The organism is Streptomyces sp. NBC_00273 (assembly GCF_036178145.1).
Classification (GTDB): Bacteria; Actinomycetota; Actinomycetes; order Streptomycetales; family Streptomycetaceae; genus Streptomyces.
The window spans coordinates 490,343-512,899 of sequence record NZ_CP108067.1; the positions used below are offsets into that span (position 1 = coordinate 490,343).

The 22,557-nt window shown below is 75.1% G+C and carries 1 protein-coding gene; it reads right to left on the reverse strand.

Going from position 1 to position 22,557, the window contains the following annotated elements:
* Window positions 1-62: 62 nt before the first annotated feature.
* The gene (locus OG386_RS02285) at window positions 63-22,529 is read right to left on the reverse strand and encodes an SDR family NAD(P)-dependent oxidoreductase (RefSeq protein ID WP_328786490.1); all 22,467 of its coding nucleotides are present in this window, start codon (window positions 22,527-22,529) and stop codon (window positions 63-65) included.
* Window positions 22,530-22,557: the final 28 nt, after the last annotated feature.

Here is a 22,557-nt window from a genome sequence, read left to right on the forward strand (position 1 = left end):
CATCCCTTGTACAGAAGCCAGAAAGTCAGAGTCGTTGGAGGGGGCGGGGCAAAGTCGCCTCGTCATGAGATGCCGAACTCCTTGCCGATGAAGTCGAAGAGGTCGTCGTCAGTCGCGCTCTCCAGCGCCTCGGCCACGTCGGCGCCGTCGGAGTCCGAGGCGACCGCGGCCTGTTCACCGGCTTCGCTCCAGGCGGCCAGCAGCGCTTGCAGCCGCTCGGTGATGCGGTCGCGGCCGGCATCGTCGGGCGTCGAGGTGACGAGCGACCTCTGCAGTCGGTCCAGTTCGGCGAGCAGCGGAGGTACGGCCGCCGCGCCGTCCTGCCAGAGTTCGTCCTTCAGGAACTCCACCAGCGCCGTGGGCGTCGGGTAGTCGAAGACGAGGGTGGCGGGCAGCCGGACGCCGGTGGCGGCGCCGAGGCGGTTGCGCAGTTCCACGGCGGTCAGCGAGTCGAAGCCGACCTCGTTGAACGACCGTGCCGGGTCGACCGCTTCGGGTCCGGCGAAGCCGAGGACCCCGGCGACGTACGTGCAGACCAGCTCCAGCAGCGCCTCGTCCCGCGCGGCCGGAGAGAGCCCGGTGAGGCGCTCGCGCAGCTCGGCTCCACCGTCCGTACCGGGGGTGGTGGCGCCGGCGGTGCGGCGTGCGGGCGTACGGACCAGGCCCGACAGCAGCGGCGGGAGCATGCCGCTGCCCGCCTGGGCCCGCAGGGCGGCCAGGTCCAGCTTCACCGGCACGAGCAGCGGCTGCCCGGTGGCGGTGGCGGCGTCGAACAGCGCCACGCCCTCGGCGGCGGTGAGGGCGTTGACGCCACCACGGCCGAGCCGGGACACGTCCTCGGCATCCAGGGCACCACCCATACCGCCGGCCTCGGCCCACAGCCCCCAAGCCAGGGACGTCGCCACCAGACCCCGCGCCCGACGCTCGGCGGCCAGGGCATCCAGGAACACATTGCCGGCCGCGTAGTTGGCCTGCCCGGCACCACCGAACACACCGGCCGCCGACGAGAACAGCACGAACGCGGAGAGATCCAGATCCTGGGTGAGCTCGTGGAGGTTCCACGCCGCGTCGGCCTTCGGCCGCAGGACGGCCGACAGCCGCTCGGCGGTCAGCGAACCGACGACACCGTCGTCCAGGACACCGGCCGTGTGCACGACCGCCGTCAGCGGGTGCTCCGCGGGGATTGCGGCCAGTACCGCCGCCAGCGCTTCACGGTCGGCCACATCACACGCCGCCCACGACACCTCGGCACCCAGACCAGCCAACTCGGCCGACAACTCCGCAGCCTCGCCACGACGGCTCACCAGCAACAGGCGCCGCACACCGTGCTCGGTCACCAGGTGACGGGCGAACAGACCGCCCAGCGAACCACTCGCACCCGTCACCAGCACCGTGCCATCGGCATCCCACTCGACACCCGCGACAGCGGCGACCGCCGTACGAGCAAGCCTCGGCACCAGGACCGAACCGCCCCGCACCGCGACCTCGGACTCACCCGAGGCCACTACCGCAGGTAGCGCACGGAAGGAGGCGTCGCTGCCGTCGGTGTCGGCCAGGACGATCCGACCCGGATTCTCCGACTGCGCCGAACGCACCAGACCCCACACCGCAGCGTGCACCAGATCCGACACTCCCTCACCGGGTACGGCCTCCACCGCACCCTGGGTCAGGAACACCAAACGCGAATCCTCGAACCGCTCATCGGCCAGCCACTCCTGCACCAGCTCCAACACCCGACCCGTCTCCGCGTGCACCGCACCCGCCACGTCCTGCGGACCTGTGACCGGGGACAGCGGGACGCACACCAACGCCGGATCCGAGAGCATCGCGAGCCCACCGCTGTGCACCTCGTAGCGCACGCCCACCGCGTCCAGACCGGAGTGACCGTCCCCGAGCAGCGCCCAGGGGCGCTGCTCCGACGCGGACACCGGGGTGAGCGGCACGGCCGTCCACTCGACCTGGAACAGGGACTCCAGGCGACCACCACGTGCCGCCCCGATCTGCTCGGGCGAGACCGCCCGCAGCACGAGCGACTCGACCGAGGCGACCGGCGCACCCGCCGTGTCGGCGAGTTCCAGCGCGACGGCGTCGCGGCCGGCCGGGGTCAGGCGGACCCGTACCGACGAGGCGCCGGCCGCGTGCAGCCGTACGCCGCTCCAGGCGAACGGGAGCCGTCCCTGGCCGGTGTTCTCGACGAGCTCGCCGAGACCGGCCGCGTGGAGGGTGGCGTCCAGGAGTGCCGGGTGGAGACCGAACCAGTCGGCTGCCTCCGCGGTCTCCTCGTCCAGGCTCACCTCGGCGTACACGGCGTCGCCGTGGAGCCAGGCCGAGCGCAGGCCCTGGAAGGCGGGGCCGTAGTCGAATCCGGCCGCGGCGAGTCCTTCGTAGAGGCCGTCGATGTCCACCGGTTCGGCTCCGGCCGGCGGCCACGCCGTGAGGTCGGCCGCGGGGGCCGGGGCGTCGGCGGTGGTGAGGACGCCGGTGGCGTGCCGCGTCCACGGCTCGTCGGCGGGGCTGTCCTCGTCACGGGAGTACAGCGACAGGGAGCGTCGGCCGGACTCGTCGGCTCCGGCGACGGACAGCCGCAGCTGGACTCCGCCACGCTCGGGGAGGACGAGCGGGGCCTCCAGGGTCAGCTCTTCCAGGAGGTCACAGCCGACCTGGTCGCCGGCGCGTACCGCCAGTTCCACGAAGGCCGTGCCCGGCAGGAGGACCGAGCCGAGGACGGCGTGGTCAGCGAGCCACGGCTGGGTGGCCGACGAGAGCCGGCCGGTGAAGAGGTACCCGTCCGAGTCGGGCAGTTCGACGGCCGCGCCCAGCAGCGGGTGGTCCGTCGTGCCGAGGCCGAAGCCGGCAGCGTCGCCCGGGGTGTTCCGTGCGGTGGGTGCCGAGTCGAGCCAGTACCAGTCGCGCTGGAAGGCGTACGTGGGCAGCTCGACCTGGCGCGCGGCGCTCGGGGCGAAGTACGCCTCCCAGTCCACCGCCGCGCCGTGGGTGTGGGCGAGGGCGAGGGCGTTGCTCAGGGTTTCGGGCTCGGGGCGGCCGGTGCGCAGGGCGGGCGCGAACCGGGCCCCGTCCTCGGTCAGGCAGTCCTGGGCCATCGCGGAGAGCACGCCGTCCGGGCCGAGTTCGAGGTACGTCGTGACGCCCGCGGCTTCCAGGGCGCGGACGCCGTCGAGGAAGCGGACCGCCTCGCGGACGTGGCGGACCCAGAAGTCCGCCGAGCCCATCTCGTCGGTGACGAGGGCGCCGGTCAGGTTGGAGACGACCGGGATGCGCGGAGCGCCGTACGACAGTTCCTCGGCGACCTTGCGGAAGTCGGCGAGCATGCCGTCCATGTGGGGCGAGTGGAATGCGTGGCTGACGGTGAGGCGCTTGCTCTTGCGGTCCGGGAAGGCCTCGGCGACAGCGACCGCCGCGTCCTCGTCACCGGCGATGACCACCGAGCGCGGACCGTTGACGGCAGCGATGCTCACCCGGTCGGTCAGCAGCGGCAGGACCTCGTCCTCCGACGCCTGCACCGCGATCATCACGCCACCGGACGGCAGCGCCTGCATCAACCGGCCCCGGGCCGCGACCAGCCTGCAAGCGTCCTCCAGCGAGAACACCCCGGCCACGTGCGCGGCCGCGATCTCACCGATCGAGTGCCCGGACAGGAAGTCCGGCCGCAGACCCCAGCTCTCGACGAGGCGGAACAGCGCCACCTCGACCGCGAACAGCGCCGGCTGGGTGTACTCCGTACAGTCCAGGACAGCGGCGTCGTCGCCGAACAGGACGTCCTTCAGCGGCAGTTCCATCCGCTCGCACACCGCGTCCAGCGCGGCCGCGAACACCGGGAAGGCCGCGTACAGCTCACGCCCCATCCCGAGGCGCTGGCTCCCCTGCCCCGTGAACAGGAAGGCCAGCTTCCCGGCCCCGGCAGCGCTCACGGTGCCCCGTGCGACCCCGGCCGTGGCCAGGTCGTCGCTCTCCACGGCACCCAGACCGCGCAGCAGCTCCTCCCGGTCCGCCGCCACGACCACCGCACGGTGGTCGAAGGCGGCACGCCGGGTCGCCAGCGAGTACGCCACGTCCGTGGCCCTCAGCGCGGCCGAGTCCTCCAGGCGCGCCCGCAGACGGGCCGCCTGGCCGCGCAGCGCGTCCGCCGACCTCGCGGACAGCACGTACGGCAGCACCGGCACGCCATCACCCTCGGCGGCGGTCACGGCCGCCTCGTCCGGAGCCTGCTCGATGATCGTGTGCGCGTTGGTGCCACTGATGCCGAACGACGACACACCGGCCCGGCGCGGGCGGCCCGTCTCCGGCCACGGCATGTTCTCGGTGAGCAGCGTGACGGCGCCGTCCTCCCAATCCACGTGCGGGGTCGGCTCGTCGACGTGCAGCGTCTTGGGCAGGACCCCGTGCCGCATCGCCATGATCATCTTGATGATGCCCGCGACACCGGCGGCGGCCTGCGTGTGGCCCATGTTGGACTTGATCGAGCCGAGCCACAGCGGCTCGTCCGCCGCGCGCTCCCGGCCGTACGTCGCCAGCAACGCCTGCGCCTCGATCGGGTCGCCGAGGGTCGTACCGGTGCCGTGCGCCTCGACCACGTCGATCTGCTCGCTGGTCAGCCCGCCGGAGGCCAGCGCCTGGCGGATGACGCGCTGCTGGGAGGGGCCGTTCGGAGCGGTCAGGCCGTTCGAGGCGCCGTCCTGGTTGATCGCGGAGCCACGGACCACGGCGAGCACCGGGTGCCCGTTGCGGCGGGCGTCCGACAGGCGCTCGACGAGCAGCATGCCCGCGCCCTCGGCCCAGCTGGTGCCGTCGGCGGCCGCGGCGAAGGACTTGATGCGGCCGTCGGCGGCGAGCCCGCGCTGGCGGCTGAACTCGGTGAAGGTGCCCGGCGTCGACATGACGGTGACACCGCCGGCCAGGGCCATGGTGCACTCGCCGCCGCGCAGCGCCTGGATCGCCCAGTGCAGCGCGACGAGGGAGGAGGAGCAGGCCGTGTCGACCGTGACCGCCGGGCCCTCCAGGCCGAAGGCGTACGAAACGCGGCCCGAGGCGATGCTGCCGGAATTGCCGGTGCCGAGGTACCCCTCGACGCCGTCGGGCACGGAGGTGATCCGGGTGGCGTAGTCGTGGTACATCACGCCGGCGAAGACGCCGGTGCGGCTGCCGCGCAGGGTGGCCGGGTCGATGCCGGCCCGCTCGAAGGCCTCCCACGAGGTCTCCAGCAGCAGGCGCTGCTGCGGGTCCATCGCCACGGCCTCGCGCGGCGAGATCCCGAAGAACGCCGGGTCGAACCGGCCCGCGTCGTGGAGGAAGCCGCCGGAGCGGGTGTAGCTGGTGCCCTTGCCGTCCGGGTCCGGGTCGTACAGGGACTCCAGGTCCCAGCCGCGGCCCTGCGGGAACTCCGAGATGGCGTCGATGCCGCCCACCACCAGGCGCCACAGGTCCTCGGGGGTTTCGACCCCGCCGGGGTAGCGGCAGCTCATGCCGACGATCGCGATGGGGTCGTCGTGGAGCGCGGCGCCGAAGGACGCGGGAGCGGCGCCGGCCGCGGTGGCCGTCTCCTCGTCCGAGGTCAGGGACAGGCCCAGGACCTCGGTCCTCAGGTACGCGGCGAGCGCGCTCGGCGTGGGGTAGTCGAAGACGAGCGTCGCGGGCAGCCGTTCGCCGATGGCGGCGCCGAGGCGGTTGCGCAGTTCCACGGAGGTCAGGGAGTCGAAGCCGAGCTCCTTGAACGCCCGGTCGGCCGGCACCTCGTCGGTCGAGGCGTGGCCGAGTACGGCGGCCACCTCGGCCCGGACCGTCTCCAGCAGGGCCGCTTCCCGCTCCTCGGCGGGCAGCGCGGACAGCCGTGTGCGGAGCGCGGACCCGTCGGCCGTGGCCCCCTGGCCCGCCGCCCGGCGTGCCGGTACGCGGACCAGGCCGCGCAGCAGGTCGGGAACCAGGCCGGTGCGCGCCTGGGCGCGGAGGGCGGCCAGGTCGAGCGGGAGGGGCACGAGCAGCGGGTCGTCCGTGCGGCGGGCCGCGTCGAAGAGGGCGAGGCCGGTCTCCGGCGCGATGACGCCGATGCCGCCGCGGTTGATGCGCTCGCGGTCGCCGTCGGCCAGGTCACCGCCCATGCCGCCGACGCCGGTCCACAGGCCCCAGGCGAGGGAGGTGGCGGCCAGTCCCTGCGCCCTGCGGTGGGCGGCGAGGGCGTCCAGGAACGTGTTGGCGGCCGCGTAGTTGGCCTGGCCCGCGCCACCGAACACACCGGCGGCCGACGAGAACAACACGAACGCGTCGAGGTCCAGATCCTGGGTGAGCTCGTGCAGGTTCCACGCCGCGTCCACCTTCGGCCGCAATACGGCCGACAGACGCTCGGCGGTCAGCGAGCCGACGACACCGTCGTCCAGAACACCGGCCGTGTGCACGACCGCCGTCAGCGGGTGCTCGGCAGGAATGCCTGCCAGTACGGCCGCCAGCGCGTCACGGTCGGCCACATCACACGCGGCCCACGACACCTCGGCGCCCAGGGCGGCGAGCTCGGCCGACAACTCCGTGGCCTCGCCACGCCGGCTGACCAGCAGCAGACGCCGTACACCGTGCTCGGTCACCAGGTGACGGGCGAACAGACCGCCCAGCGAACCACTCGCACCCGTCACCAGCACCGTGCCATCGGCATCCCACTCGACACCCGCGACAGCGGCGACCGCCGTACGAGCAAGCCTCGGCACCAGGACCGAACCGCCCCGCACCGCGACCTCGGACTCACCCGAACCCAGCGCGGCCGACAGCCCGTCCGCCAGGTCGCTCGCGGCGTCGATGTCGACCAGGACGAGCCTGCCGGGGTTCTCCGACTGCGCCGAGCGCACCAGGCCCCACACCGGAGCGTGCGCCAGATCGGACACGCCCTCGCCCGGTACGGCGGCCACGGCGCCCCGCGTCAGGAACACCAGACGCGAGTCCGCCGACCGCTCGTCGGCCAGCCAGTCCTTCAGGAGCGCCAGTACCCGGGCGGTCTCCGCGTGCACCGTGCCGGTCACATCGCCGGCGGCCGGCTCCACGCACGGCACCACCAGCGCCGCGGGAGTGCCCTCCGCCTCGCCCAGCATCATCCAGTCGTCGAAGGATCCGCCCCCGGCCGCCGGCGCCCACTCCACGCGGAACAGGGCGTCACGCGTCAGGTCCGGAGCGGTGTCGAGCTGGTCGCGGCTGACGGACCGCAGGGCCAGGCCGGCGACCGAGGCTACGGGCGCCCCGGTGGCGTCGGCGATCGTGAGGGACACCTCGCCGTTGCGGACGGTGGTCAGGCGCACCCGGAGTGCGCGGGCGCCGACCGCGTGCAGGCTGACACCGGACCAGGAGAACGGGAGCCGTCCTTCGGTGCCGGCGGCGTCCTCGGTGCGCAGTCCGAGCGCGTGCAGGGCCGCGTCGAGGAGCGCGGGGTGCAGACCGAACCGTGCGGCGTCGTCCTCGGCTCCCTCGGGGAGCGCGACCTCGACGTAGTGGGCGTCGCCTTGGCGCCAGGCGGCCCGCAGGCCCTGGAACACCGGCCCGTACCCGAACCCGGAATCCGCGAGGCCCTCGTACAAGCCTTCGACGGGGACGGCCACCGCCCCGGCCGGCGGCCACTCGGTGAGGCCCTGCGGGGCCGCATCGGCCCCGGTGGCCAGCACACCGACGGCGTGCCGCGTCCACGGCGCGTCCGGGTCCACGCCCTCGTGGCGGGAGTGGAGGGTGAGGCCGCGGCGCCGGCCCGACGGGTCGACCGCCGTGACGGAGAGCCGCAGTTGCACGCCGCCGTGCTCGGGCAGCACGAGGGGCGCTTCCAGGGTGAGTTCGTCGACGAGATCGCATCCGACGTGCTCGCCGGCCCGGAGCGCGAGCTCGACGAAGGCCGTGCCGGGCAGGAGGGCGGAGCCCATGACCCGGTGGTCGCCGAGCCAGGGGTGGGTGGTCAGCGACAGCCGCCCGGTGAAGAGGTGGCCGTCGGAGTCGGGCAGTTGGACCTCGGCGCCGAGCAGCGGATGGTCGGCGGTGCCGAGTCCGGCCGCCGTGACGTCGCCGTCCGCGCGGCCGGCGTCGAGCCAGTAGACGCTGCGCTGGAAAGCGTACGTCGGCAGGTCGACGCGCCGGCCCCCGAGCGGGGCGTAGAACGCGGGCCAGTCGACGGCGGTCCCGCGCACGTACGCGGTGGACAGCGCCGAGAGCAGGGTCTCGGCCTCGGCGCGTCCAGCGCGCAGGGCGGGGGCGAAGGCCGCGGAGCCGGTGTCGTCGGTCAGGCAGGCCTGTGCCATCGCGGAGAGCACGCCGTCGGGGCCGAGCTCGACGTACGTCGTCACGCCGGCGGCTTCCAGGGCGCGGATGCCGTCGAGGAAACGGACGGCGTCGCGGACGTGCCGGACCCAGAACTCGGCCGAGGCCATCTCGTCGGTGACGAGGGCGCCGGTCAGGTTCGAGACGACCGGGATGCGCGGGGCCTCGAAGGACAGCCCCGCCACGACCTGGCGGAAGGCGTCGAGCATGCCGTCCATGTGCGGCGAGTGGAACGCGTGGCTCACGGTCAGGCGCTTGGACTTCCGGTCGGCGAACGACACCGCGACGGCGACCGCCGCGTCCTCGTCACCGGCGATGACCACCGAGCGCGGACCGTTGACCGCCGCGATGCTCACCCGCTCGGTCAGCAGCGGCACGACCTCGTCCTCCGAGGCCTCCAGCGCGATCATGACCCCGCCCGCGGGCAGTTCCTGCATCAGGCGGCCGCGGGCCGCCACCAGCGTGCACGCGTCCTCCAGCGAGAGGACGCCCGCGACGTGCGCGGCCGCGATCTCACCGATGGAGTGACCGGACACGAAGTCCGGCCGCAGACCCCAGGACTCGACGAGGCGGAACAGTGCCACCTCTACGGCGAACAGCGCCGGCTGGGTGTGTTCCGTACGGTCCAGGACGGCGGCGTCGTCCCCGAACAGGACGTCCTTCAGCGGCAGTTGCAGCCGCTCGCACACCGCGTCCAGCGCCGCCGCGAACACCGGGTGGGTCTCGTAGAGCTCACGGCCCATGCCGAGGCGCTGGCTGCCCTGTCCCGTGAACAGGAAGGCGACCTTCCCGGCCGTGGTCGAGCCCTGGACCAGGCCCGTCGCCGAGCGGCCCGCGGCGAGGGCGGCCAGGCCGGTACGGAAGCCGTCGAGGTCAGCGGCGACCACGGTCGCGCGGTGCTCGAACACGGCCCGGCCGGTCGCCAGCGAGTGGCCGATGTCGGCCAGCGGCGTGTGCGGGCGTGCCTCCAGGTGGGACAGGAGCCGCTCGCCCTGGGCCCGCAGGGCCTCGGGGGTGCGGGCGCTCAGGTGCCACGGAAGCGCCGCCGGGGCGACGGGGACGGCCGGGGCGGCCGCGGTGACGGGGCTCTCGGGGAGCTCGACGATGGCGTGCGCGTTCGTACCGCTCATGCCGAAGGAGGAGATGCCGGCGCGGCGCGGGCGGCCGGTCTCGGGCCACGGGCGCTGCTCGGTGAGCAGCGAGACCGCGCCCGCCGACCAGTCGACGTGCGGGGACGGCTCGTCCACGTGCAGGGTCTCGGGCAGGATGCCGTGGCGCATCGCCTGGACCATCTTGATGATGCCGGCGACGCCCGCCGCGGCCTGCGTGTGGCCGAAGTTGGACTTCACGGAGCCCAGCCACAGCGGCCGGTCCTCGGGGCGGTCCTGGCCGTAGGTGGCGAGCAGGGCCTGCGCCTCGATGGGGTCACCGAGCCGGGTGCCGGTGCCGTGGGCCTCGACGGCGTCGACGTCGGCGGAGGCCAGGCCGGCGTTGGCGAGGGCCTGGCGGATGACGCGCTGCTGGGACGGCCCGTTGGGCGCGGTCAGGCCGTTGCTCGCGCCGTCCTGGTTGACGGCGGTGCCGCGGACGACCGCCAGGACCTGGTGGCCGTTGCGGCGGGCGTCGGAGAGCCGCTCGACGAGCAGCATGCCGACGCCCTCGCCCCACGCGGTGCCGTCGGCGGCGGCCGCGAAGGGCTTGCAGCGGCCGTCGGCGGCGAGGCCGCGCTGGCGGCTGAACTCGGTGAACACGTCGGGGGTGGTGATGATGGTGACGCCGCCCGCCAGGGCGAGGGAGCACTCGCCGGCCCGCAGGGCCTGCGCCGCGAGGTGCAGGGCGACCAGCGAGGAGGAGCACGCGGTGTCGACGGTGACGGCCGGGCCCTCGAAGCCGAGGGTGTAGGAGACGCGGCCGGAGGCGATGCTGCTGGAGCCGCCGGTGCCGAGGTAGCCCTCGACGCCTTCGGGGACGGTGTTCAGGCGGGACACGTAGTCGTTGTGCATCTGGCCGACGAACACGCCGACCTGTGCGCCGCGCAGGCCCGTGGGGTCGATCCCGGCGCGCTCGAAGGCCTCCCAGGAGGTCTCCAGCAGCAGGCGCTGCTGCGGGTCCATGGCGAGGGCCTCGCGCGGGTTGATCCCGAAGAACGCCGGGTCGAAGTGGTGGGCGTCGTAGAAGAAGCCGCCTTCGCGGGCGTACGAGGTGCCGGGGTTGTCCGGGTCGGGGTCGTAGAGCGCCTCGGTGTCCCAGCCCCGGTCCGCGGGGAGGTGGGCGATGCCGTCGCGGCCTTCGGCGAGCAGCTCCCACAGGTCCTCGGGGCTGCGGACGCCGCCGGGGAAGCGGCAGCTCATGGCGACGATGGCGATGGGGTCGTCAGCCTCGGCGGCGGCCGACCGGACGGTGAGGGCGGCGGCAGCGGGCTCGGAGCCAAGGAGTTCGTCCTTGAGGTAGCCGGCGAGGACCGTGGGGGTGGGGTAGTCGAAGACGAGGGTGGCGGGCAGCCGGACCCCGGCGGTGGCGCCGAGGCGGTTGCGGAACTCGACGGCGGTCAGCGAGTCGAAGCCGAGGTCCTTGAAGGCGCGGCCGGGTTCGACGGCGTCGGGGGTGGCGTGGCCGAGGACGGCGGCCACCTGGTCGCGTACGAGGTCGAGCAGGAGCGCGTCGCGCTCGTTCTCGGGCAGGCGTACGAGCTGCTCCACCAGCGGGGTTCCGGTCCCGCCGGCGGCGGTCTGGGCGGCCCGGCGGGCGGGGGCGCGGACGAGGCCGCGCAGCAGCGCGGGCACCATGCTGGCGTCGGCCTGGCGCAGCGGCGCGAGGTCGAGCTGCATGGGGACGAGGTGGGCGTCGCCGGTGTGGTGGGCGGTGTCGAGGAGGGCGAGGCCCTCCTCGGAGGAGAGGCCGAGGACGCCGGAGCGCGTCATGCGGTCCTTGTCGGCGGTGTCGAGCTCGCCGGTCATGCCGCTCGCCTCGGCCCACAGGCCCCAGCCGAGGGAGGTGCCGGGCAGGCCGTGGGCCTGGCGGTGGCGGGCGAGGGCGTCGAGGAAGACGTTCGCGGCCGCGTAGTTGGCCTGGCCGGCGCCGCCGAAGGTGCCGGCGGCGGAGGAGAAGAGGACGAAGTCGGCCAGGTCGTGGTGGCGGGTCAGCTCGTGCAGGTGGAGGGCCGCGTCGGCCTTGGGCCGCAGGACGTGGTCGATCCGCTGCGGGGTGAGGGCCTCGGCGATGCCGTCGTCGAGGACGCCGGCGGTGTGGACGACGGCGGTCAGCGGGTGTTCGGCCGGTACGGAGGCCAGCAGCGCGGCGAGGGCCTCGCGGTCGGCGGCGTCGCAGGCGGCGACGGTGACGTCGGCGCCGAGGGCGCGCAGCTCCGCGGCGAGTTCGGCGGCGCCGGCGGCGGCCTCGCCGCGGCGGCTGGTCAGGATCAGGCGGCGGGCGCCGCGGACGGTGACGGCGTGGCGGGCGACGAGCGCGCCGAGGGTACCGGTGCCGCCTGTGATGAGGACGGTGCCGTCCGGGTTCCAGTCGGCGGGCACGGTGAGCACGATCTTGCCGACGTGGCGTGCCTGGCTGAGGTAGCGGAAGGCCTCGGGGGCCTGGCGCAGGTCCCAGGCGGAGACGGGCAGCGGGTGCAGGGAGCCGGACCGGAAGAGGCCGAGGAGCTCGGTGAGCATCTCCTGGATGCGGTCGAGGCCGGCCTCGGTGAGGTCGAACGCCTGGTAGCTGACGCCGGGGTGGGCGGCGGCGACGTCGCGGGGGTCGCGCACGTCGGTCTTGCCCATCTCGACGAAGCGTCCGCCGCGCGGCAGGAGCCGCAGGGAGGCGTCGACGAATTCGCGGGCGAGGGAGTCGAGGACGACGTCGACGCCGCGTCCGGCAGTGGCGGTGCGGAAGGTCTCCTCGAAGTCGAGGGTGCGGGAGGAGGCGATCCGGTCGTCGGTCAGGCCGAGTCCGCGCAGGGTGTCCCACTTGGCGGGGCTGGCGGTGGCGTAGACGTCGGCGCCCCAGTGGCGGGCCAGCTGGACGGCGGCCATGCCGACGCCGCCGGCGGCGGCGTGGACGAGGAGGGTTTCGCCCTCGCGCAGGCCGCCGAGGTCGCTGAGCGCGTAGTACGCCGTCATGAAGACGATCGGTACGGCGGCGGCCTCGGCGAACGCCCAGCCCTCGGGCATCGGGGCGATCATGCGGCGGTCGACGACGGCCAGCGGGCCGAAGGCGCCGGGGAGCATGCCCATGACGCGGTCGCCGGGGGCGAGGTCGGTGACGCCGGGGCCGGTCTCGACGACGGTGCCGGCGCCTTCGCTGCCCATGAGGCCGGGGTCGCCGGGGTACATGCCGAGGGCGTTGAGCACGTCGCGGAAGTTGAGGCCGGCGGCGCGTACGGCGACGCGGACCTGGCCGGGTTCCAGGGGTGCCTCGGACTCGGGGCTGGGCACCAGGGTGAGGTGGTCGAGGGTGCCCTTGTCCTCGATGTCCATGCGCCAGGCGGTGCCGTCCGCGGGCGGGGTCAGCGGCGTGGTGGCGGGGACCCGGGCGAGGCGGGGCGCGTGGACGGTGCCGCGGCGGATCGCGACCTGCGGTTCGCCGGTGGCGAGGGCGGCGGCGAGGATCTCGGCCGGGGTGTCGCCGTCGAGGTCGGCCAGGACGAACCGGTCGGGGTTCTCCGACTGCGCGGAGCGGACCAGGCCCCAGACGGGGGCGTGGACCGGGTCGGCGAGGTCCCAGTCGCTCTGGGTGGCGACGGCGCCGCGGGTGACGAACACCAGGCGGGAGCCGGCGAACCGGTCGTCGGCGAGCCAGCCCTGGACGAGGGCGAGGGCCCGGTGCGTGGCGGCGCGGACGGCGTCCGGGGTGAGCGCCTGCGCCGGGGCGGACGGGCAGGGGGCGAGGACGTACGCGGGGGCGGGGGCGCCCGCGTCGAGGGCCTCGCCGAGGGCGGCGAGGTCGGCGTGGACCGGGCCCGGCAGCGCGGCGGCGCCGGAGCCGGGGACGGGTCCCGTGCCGGAGGCCGGGCCGGCGTCGATGACGGCCCATGGGGTCGCGGGGGCGTCGGCGGCGCCGGGCGGGAGCGGGACGGTCGCCCATTCGATCCGGAACAGCGACTCGTGGTAAGCGGCGCGGGAGGCGCCGGCGAGCCGGTCGGCGGAGACGGGCCGGACGATCAGGTGGTCGACGGTGGCGACGGGCGCGCCGGTCGTGTCGGCCAGCTGGAGGCGGAGGGTGTCGTCGCCGTCCGCGGTGAGGCGGACGCGCAGCGCGGACGCGCCGACGGCGTGCAGGGACACGCCGCGCCAGGAGAAGGGCAGTCCGGCCTGCCGGTCGCCGTCGGCGGAGACGAACGTGGCGTGCAGGGCGGCGTCGAGGAGCGCCGGGTGCAGGCCGAAGCGGGCGGCCTCGGCGTGGCGGTCGTCGGGCAGGGCCACCTCGGCGTAGACGTCCCCGCCGAGGGTCCAGGCGGCCCGCAGGCCCTGGAAGACGGGCCCGTAGGCGAAGCCGCCCTGGCCGAGGTGCTCGTACAGGCCGTCGACGGCGACGGCCTCGGCGCCGGGCGGGGGCCAGGCGGTGAGGTCGAAGGCGGGGCGCGGCGCGCCGGAGGCGAGGACGCCCGCGGCGTGCCGGGTCCAGGGCTCGTCGTCGGCGGCGTCGGGGTCGCCGGAGTACAGGTCGAGGGTGCGCCGGCCGTCCTGGTCGGGGGCGCTGACCACGATCTGGAGGCGTACCGCGGAGTGCGGGGTGAGGACCAGCGGGGCTTCGAGGGTGAGTTCCTCCAGGACGTCGCAGCCGGCCTGGTCGCCGGCGCGGACGGCGAGTTCGACGAAGGCGGTGCCGGGCAGCAGGACCGTGCCCATGACGGCGTGGTCGGCGAGCCAGGGGTGGGTGTCGAGGGAGAGCCGGCCGGTGAACAGGAAGCCCTCGCCGTCGGCGAGCGGGACCGCGGCGCCGAGCAGCGGGTGGTGGGCGGCGCCCAGACCGGCCGATTCGACGTCCCCGATGTATCCGGCGGGGGCTTCGAGCCAGAACCGGCGGCGCTGGAAGGCGTACGTGGGCAGGTCGACGCGGCGGGCGCCGGTCGCGGCGAAGTACGCGGACCAGTCGAGGGGGACGGCGCGGGTGTGGAGGGCGGCCACGGCGGCGGCGATCGCCTCGGCCTCGCCGCGGTCGCGGCGCAGGGCCGGCACGAACACGGCGTCGGTGTCGCCGCTGCTGCCGCTGCCGCTCTCGCCGTCGGTCTCGGTGAGGCAGTCGCGGCCGAGGCCGGACAGTACGCCCTGCGGGCCGAGTTCGAGGTACGTGGTGACGTGCTCGGCGTCCAGGGTGCGGATGCCGTCGAGGAAGCGGACGGCCTCGCGGACGTGGGAGACCCAGTGCTCGGGGTCGCGCAGTTCGTCGCCCGCCACGGCGCCGGTGAGGTGGGTGACGACGGGGATGGCGGGGGCGTGGTAGGTGAGGGAGGCGGCGACGTCGCGGAAGGCGTCGAGCATGCCGTCCATCAGCGGGGAGTGGAAGGCGTGGCTGACGGTGAGCCGCTTGGTCCGGCGGCCGCGCCGCTCGAACTCGGCGGCGATCTCCAGCGCGAGGGTCTCGTCGCCGGAGATGACGACGGCGGAGGCGGAGTTGACGGCGGCGATGCCGATCCGGTCCTCGTGGCCGGCGAGCAGCGGCCGGACCTCGTCCTCGGTGGCGGTCAGCGCGATCATCGCGCCGCCCTGGGGCAGTTCCTCCATGAGGCGGCCGCGGGCGGCGACGAGGGCGGCCGCGTCGGGCAGCGAGAGGACGCCCGCGACGTGCGCGGCGGTGATCTCGCCGATGGAGTGGCCGGCGACGAAGTCGGGGCGCACGCCCCAGGTCTCGACGAGGCGGTAGAGCGCGGTCTCCAGCGCGAACAGGGCGGGCTGGGTGTGGCCGGTCCGGTTCAGGAGGGTGTCGTCCTCGTCGAACAGGACGTCCTTGAGGGGCTGTCCGAGGTGCGGATCCAGTGCGGCGCACACCTCGTCGAGGGCGGCGGCGAACGCGGGGTACGCGGCGTACAGTTCGCGTCCCATGCCGGGGCGCTGGCTGCCCTGTCCGGTGAAGAGGACGGCGAGGCGGCCGTCAGCGGCGTCGTGGCGGACGAGCCCGGCGCCGTCGCGGCCCTCGGCGAGGGCGGTGAGCGCGGTGAGCAGCCCGTCGCGGTCGGCGGCGACCACCGCGGCCCTGCGGTCCAGGGCGGTACGGGTGGTGGCCAGGGAGAGCGCCACGTCGGCCGGGGCCGCTCCGGGGCGCTGCGCGAGGTGTTCGGCGAGCCTTGCGGCCTGGGCGCGCAGCGCGTCGGGGGTGCGGCCGGAGAGGAGGAACGGCAGCGTGATGCCCTCGGGGACGCCGGCGGCGTCCGCCGGACCGGCGTCGGTGTGCGCGTCCGCGTCCTGATCGGCGGCCGGCGCTTCGATGATGACGTGCGCGTTGGTGCCGCTGACGCCGAAGGAGGAGATGCCCGCGCGGCGGGGGCGGCCCGTCTCGGGCCAGACGGCGGGCTCCGTCAGGAGTTCGACGGCGCCGGCGCTCCAGTCGATGTGCGGGGACGGCTCGCCGATGTGCAGCGACGCGGGCAGGACGCCGTGCTGCATGGCCTGGACCATCTTGATGATGCCGGCGGCGCCCGCGGCGGCCTGGGTGTGGCCGATGTTGGACTTGATGGAGCCCAGGCGCAGCGGCCGGTCCGCGGGCCGGTTCTGGCCGTAGGTGGCGAGCAGGGCCTGTGCCTCGATGGGGTCGCCGAGGGTGGTGCCGGTGCCGTGCGCCTCGACGGCGTCGACGTCGGCGGTGGTCAGGCCGGCGTGGGCGAGGGCCTCGCGGATGACGCGCTGCTGGGAGGGCCCGTTGGGGGCGGTGAGGCCGTTGGAGGCGCCGTCCTGGTTGACGGCGGTGCCGCGGACGACGGCCAGGACCGGGTGGCCGTTGCGGCGGGCGTCGGAGAGCCGCTCGACGAGGATCATGCCGGCGCCCTCGGCCCAGCCGGTGCCGTCGGCGTCGGCGGAGAAGGACTTGCAGCGGCCGTCGGTGGACAGGCCGCGCTGGCGGCTGAAGTCGATGAAGGTGTCCGGGGTGGACATGACGGTGACGCCGCCGGCGAGCGCCATGTCGCACTCGCCGCTGCGCAGGGCCTGCGCGGCGAGGTGCAGGGCGACGAGGGAGGAGGAGCAGGCCGTGTCGATGGTGACGGCCGGACCCTCGAGGCCGAAGGTGTAGGAGATGCGGCCGGAGGCGACGCTTCCGGCGGTGCCGGTGCCGAGGTAGCCCTCCAGGCCCTCGGGGACGGCCGGGAGCCGGGTCAGGTAGTCGTGGTACATGACACCGGCGAAGACGCCGGTGCGGCTGCCGCGCATCGCGGCGGGGTCGATGCCGGCGCGTTCGAAGGCCTCCCAGGAGGTCTCCAGCAGGAGCCGCTGGTGCGGGTCCATGGCGAGGGCCTCGCGCGGGTTGATGCCGAAGACGTCCGGGTCGAAGTCGGCGGCGTCGTGCAGGAAGCCGCCCTCGCGGGTGTACGAGGTGCCGGCGCGGCCGGGGTCGGAGTCGTAGAGCGCGTCGAGGTTCCAGCCGCGGTCGGTGGGGAACGGGGAGATCGCGTCGGCGGAGCCGGCGACGAGCTGCCACAGCTCCTCGGGGGTGCTGACGCCGCCGGGGTAGCGGCAGCTCATGGCGACGATGGCGATGGGCTCGTCGGCGACGGCCCGGGCGGTGGCGGCGGTGGTGGCGGCCGGGGCCTGGGCGGCCTGGTCGCCGAGGAGTTCGGTGCGCAGGAACGCGGCGAGCGCGTTCGGGGTGGGGTAGTCGAAGACGAGGGTGGCGGGCAGCCGGACGCCGGTGGCGGAGCCGAGGCGGTTGCGCAGTTCGACGGCCGTGAGCGAGTCGAAGCCGAGTTCCTTGAAGGCGCGGCCGGGGTCGACGGCGTCGGGGCCGGGGAAGCCGAGGACGGCGGCGACCTGGACGCGGACGGTGGCCAGCAGCAGCCGGTCGCGTTCGGCGGCGGTCAGCGGCAGCAGGCGCTCGGTGAGGCCGTCGGCGGGGGCTGCGCCCCGGGCGGCGGCGGCCCGGCGCGCGGCGGGCCGGACCAGGCCGCGCAGCAGCGGCGGGACCATGCTCGCGTCGGCCTGGCGCAGGGCGGCCAGGTCGAGGTGCATCGGGACGGCGGTGGCGTCGCCGGTGGCGCGGGCGGTGTCCATGAGGGCGAGGCCCTCGGCGGAGGACAGCGCGGCGACTCCGGCGCGGGAGATCCGCTCCAGGTCGGTGTCGGCGAGGTCGCCGGTCATGCCGCTGCGCTCGGCCCACAGGCCCCAGGCGAGCGCGGTGGCGGGCAGGCCTTCGGCTCGGCGGCGGTGGGCGAGGGCGTCGAGGAAGGTGTTGGCGGCGGCGTAGTTGGCCTGTCCGGCGGCGCCGAGGGTGCCTGCGGCGGCGGAGAACAGGACGAACGCCGCGAGGTCGGCGTCGCGGGTGAGTTCGTGCAGGTGGACGGCCGCGTCCACCTTGGCGGGCAGGACGTGGTCGAGCCGCTCGGGGGTGAGCGCTTCGAGGATGCCGTCGTCGAGGACGCCGGCGGTGTGGACGACGGCGGTCAGCGGGTGCTCGGCCGGTATGCCGTCCAGCAGCGCGGCGAGCGCCTCGCGGTCGGCGGCGTCGCAGGCGGCGAGGGTCACCTCGGCGCCCAGGGCGCGCAGTTGCGCGAGGAGTTCACCGGCTCCGGCGGCGGCCTCGCCGCGGCGGCTGGTCAGCAGCAGGCGGCTGACGCCGTGCTCGGTGACCAGATGGCGGGCGACGAGCCCGCCGAGGGTGCCGGTGGCGCCGGTGACGAGGGCGGTGCCGTCCGTGTCGAGCGGGCGGGTCTGCTGTCCCTCGGCGGCGGGGAGGGCGGGGACGCGGCCGAGCCGGGGGACGACGGCACGGCCCTCGCGCAGGGCGAGCTGCGGTTCGGCGGTGGCGAGCGCGGCGGGCAGGGCGCGCAGGGACTCCTCGCGGTCGTCCAGGTCGAGCAGGACGAACCGGTCGGGGTGCTCGGACTGCGCCGAGCGCAGCAGGCCCCACAGCGGGGCGTGCGCCAGGTCGGCCACGTCGGAGCCGGTGGCGGTGGCGACGGCGCCCTCGGTGACGAACACCAGCCGGGAGCCGTCGAAGCGGGCGTCGGCGAGCCAGGCTTGGGCCAGGTCCAGGGCGCGGTGCAGTGCGTTTTGGACGGCGCCGGACAGCGCGGCGTCGACGGTGGCCCGCGCGGGCCCGGCCGCGGCGGGGACGGGGACGACGACGGCCTGCGGTACGGGGCCGCCGGCCTCGATGGCGGCGGCGAGTGCGGCGAGGTCGCCGTGCGCGGCGGCGGTGGGCAGCACGGTGGTGAACCGGGGGCCGGCCCCGGCCTCGCCGAGCAGGGCCCACTGGCCGGGGGCGACGGTGGTGGCGGCCGGCAGGGCCAGCGGGCTCCACTCGACGCGGAACAGCGAGTCGTGGAAGGCGGTGCGGGCCGCCCGTACCTGGTCGGGGGTGACGGGGCGCAGCAGCAGGGATTCGACGGTGGCGACGGGCGCGCCGGACTCGTCGGCGAGGTCGACGCGGACGGTGTCCTGGCCGGCGGGCGCGAGGCGCACGCGCAGGGCGCGGGCGCCGACGGCGCGGAGGGTGACGCCGCTCCAGGAGAACGGCAGTCTGCCGTGCTCGGTGTCCTCCAGCAGGGAGCCCATGCCGACGGCGTGCAGGGCGGCGTCGAGCAGGGCGGGGTGCAGGCCGAACAGGGCGGCCTCGGCGTGCGCCTGCTCGGGCAGGCGGACTTCGGCGAAGACCTCGTCGGCGCGCTGCCAGGCGGCGGTGAGGCCCTGGAATACGGGTCCGTAGGCGAAGCCGGAGGCGGTGAGGTGCTCGTAGAGGCCCTCGACGGGGACGGCGGTGGCGCCCTGCGGCGGCCAGGTGGCGAGGTCGGAGCCGGGGTGCGGGGCGGGGCGTGCGGTGGCGGGGGTGAGGAAGCCGGTGGCGTGCCGGGTCCAGGCGCCTTCGCCCCAGGTGTCGTCGGCGGCGTCCTCGGGCCGGGAGTGCAGGGTCAGGGCGCGCCGTCCGTCGGGGTCGGGGGCGCCCACGGCGAGCTGGATCTGGACGCCACCGTGCGGGGGCAGGGCCAGGGGGGCCTGGAGGGTGAGCTCCTCGAGGAGTTCGCAACCGGTGTGCTCGCCGGCCTGGAGGGCGAGTTCGACGAAGGCGGTGCCGGGCAGCAGCACGGTGTCCATGACCGTGTGGTCGGCGAGCCAGGGGTGGGTGGCCAGGGAGAGCCGGCCGGTGAAGAGGTAGCCGTCGCCGTCGGCCAGGGCGATGGCGGCGCCGAGGAGGGGGTGGTCGGCGGAGCCGATGCCGGCGGCGGTGACGTCGCCGGTCCAGGCGGTGGACTGTTCGGGCCAGTAGTGGCCCCGCTGGAAGGCGTACGTGGGCAGGTCGACGCGGGTGGCGCCGCGCCCGGCGAAGACGGCGGACCAGTCGGCCCGGACGCCGTGCGCGTGGGCCTGGGCGACGGCGGCGGCGAACGCGGCCGGTTCGGGACGGTCGGCGCGCAGGGCGGGGACGAAGACGGCGTCGTCGCGGTCGTCCTCGCCGGCGAGGCAGTCCTGTGCGAGGGCGGTGAGGACCCCGCCGGGGCCGACCTCGACGAAGGTGGTGACGCCGAGCGCGGCCAGGCCGCGCACCCCGTCGTGGAAACGGACGGCCTCGCGGACGTGGCGGACCCAGTAGTCGGCGGTGCAGATCTCCTCGGCGGTGACGGAGGCGCCGGTGAGGTTGGAGACGATCGGGATGACGGGCGGCGCGTAGGAGACGGCCTCGGCGGCCTCCCGGAACGCGTCGAGCATGCCGTCCATGAGCGGCGAGTGGAAGGCGTGGCTGACGGTGAGCCGCTTGGTGCGGCGGCCGCGGGCGCGCAGGGCCTCGGCGACCTGTTCGGCGGCGTCCGCGTCGCCGGAGACGACCACCGAGCGGGGGCCGTTGACGGCGGCGATGGACACCCGGTCGGTGAGGAGCGGGGTGACCTCGTCCTCGGTGGCCTCGACGGCGATCATCGCGCCGCCGGCGGGCAGGGCCTGCATGAGGCGACCGCGGGCGGCCACGAGGGCGGCCGCGTCGGGGAGGGTGAGGACGCCGGAAACGTGGGCGGCGGCGAGTTCGCCGATGGAGTGGCCGATGAGGAAGTCGGCGGTGACGCCCCACTGTTCGAGCTGGCGGTAGAGGGCGACCTCGACGGCGAACAGGGCGGCCTGGGTGTAGGCGGTGGCGTCGAGGAGCGCCGCCTCGGGGGTGCCCTCGGCGGCGAACAACACCTCGTACAGGGGGCGTTCGAGGTGCCGGTCGAGTTCGTCGCGGACCGCGTCGAGGGCGCGGGCGAAGCCGGGGTGGGTGGCGTACAGCTCACGGCCCATGCCGGGGCGCTGGCTGCCCTGGCCGGTGAAGAGGAAGGCGGTGTTGCCGTTGCCGGGGGCGCCGAGGACGGCGGTCGCGGGCTGCTCGCCCGCGGCGAGCGCGTCGAGGTCGGCGAGCAGCTGCTCGCGGTCGGCGGCGAACAGGACGGCGCGGCGGTCGAGGGCGGAGCGGCTGGTGGCGAGGGAGAAACCGAGATCGGTCAGGGACGCGGGGTCCGCCGCGAGTGCGGGGTCGGCCCGCAGGTGGGCGGCGAGGCGGGCGGCCTGGGCGCGCAGGGCGTCGTCGCCCTTGCCGGAGACCGGCAGCGGTACGGGCCCGGTAGCGCCTTCCGCGGCGGCTTCGGCGTCGTTGCCGCTGCCGCTGCCGCTGCCGCTGGCCGTGGTGCCCGTGCCGTCGGTCTTCGCGTCCGCGCCGGGTACCTCGGCGGGCGGGGCCTGCTCGATGACGGTGTGGGCGTTGGTGCCGCTGACGCCGAAGGAGGAGATGCCGGCGCGGCGCGGCTGGCCGGTCTCGGGCCATGGCACGGCCCGCGTGAGCAGTTCGACGTCGCCGGTGCTCCAGTCGACGGCGCTGGAGGGCTGGTCGATGTGGAGCGACTCGGGCAGCACGCCGTGCCGCATCGCCTCGACCATCTTGATGATGCCCGCGACACCGGCGGCGGCCTGGGTGTGTCCGATGTTGGACTTGATGGAGCCCAGCCACAGCGGCCGGCCCTCGGGCCGGTTCTGGCCGTACGTGGCCAGGATGGCCTGCGCCTCGATGGGGTCGCCGAGGGTGGTGCCGGTGCCGTGCGCCTCGATGACGTCGACCTGCGCCGGGGTGAGCCCGGCGTTGGTCAGCGCCTGGCGGATGACGCGCTGCTGCGCGGGGCCGTTGGGCGCCGTCAGACCGTTGCTCGCGCCGTCCTGGTTGATCGCGGAGCCGCGGACCACGGCGAGTACGGGGTGCCCGAGGCGGCGGGCGTCGGAGAGCTTCTCGACGAGGAGCATGCCGACGCCCTCGCCCCAGCCGGTGCCGTCGGCGCCGTCGGCGAACGGCTTGCACCGGCCGTCGGGGGCGAGTCCGCGCTGCCGGCTGAACTGTACGAAGGCGCGCGGGCTGGACATGACCGTGACACCGCCCGCCAGCGCGAGGGAGCACTCCCCGCCCCGCAGCGCCTGCACCGCGAGGTGGAGGGCGACGAGCGAGGCCGAGCAGGCGGTGTCGACGGTGACGGCGGGGCCTTCGAGGCCGAAGGTGTAGGAGAGGCGGCCGGAGACGACGCTGGCCGCGTTCCCGGTGAGGAGGTACTGCTCGACGCCCTGGGGGACGCCGTCGCGGAGCAGGTCGGGGTAGTCCTGGCCGTTGGTGCCGATGAACACGCCGGCCTTGCTGCCGCGCAGCGTCGCCGGGTCGATCCCGGCGCGCTCGAAGGTCTCCCAGGACGTTTCGAGCAGCAGGCGCTGCTGCGGGTCCATGCCGAGGGTCTCGCGCGGGCTGATCCCGAAGAACGCGGCGTCGAACTCGCCGACCCCGTTCAGGAAACCGCCCTCACGGGTGTACGAGGTGCCCCGCTGGTCGGGGTCGGCGTCGTACAGGGACTCGATGTCCCAGCCGCGGTCGGTGGGGAAGTCGGTGATGGCGTCCCGGCCACCCGCGACCAGGTCCCACAGGTCCTCCGGCGACTGGATGCCGCCGGGGAACCTGCAGGCCATGCCGACGATGGCGATCGGCTCCGGCTCTTGGGCCTCGACCTCGCGCAGGCGCTGCCGTGTCTGGTGCAGATCGGCCGTCACCCGCTTCAAGTAGCCGATGATCTTGTCCTGATCCGCTACCTGATCCGCCATTGGAACCTCACCCATGTTCGTCACAAAC

Coding starts and splice junctions, on each gene's coding strand:
- OG386_RS02285 (WP_328786490.1), bottom strand. CDS start 22,529: ATGGCGGATCAGGTAGCGGATCAGGACAAGATCATCGGCTACTTGAAG.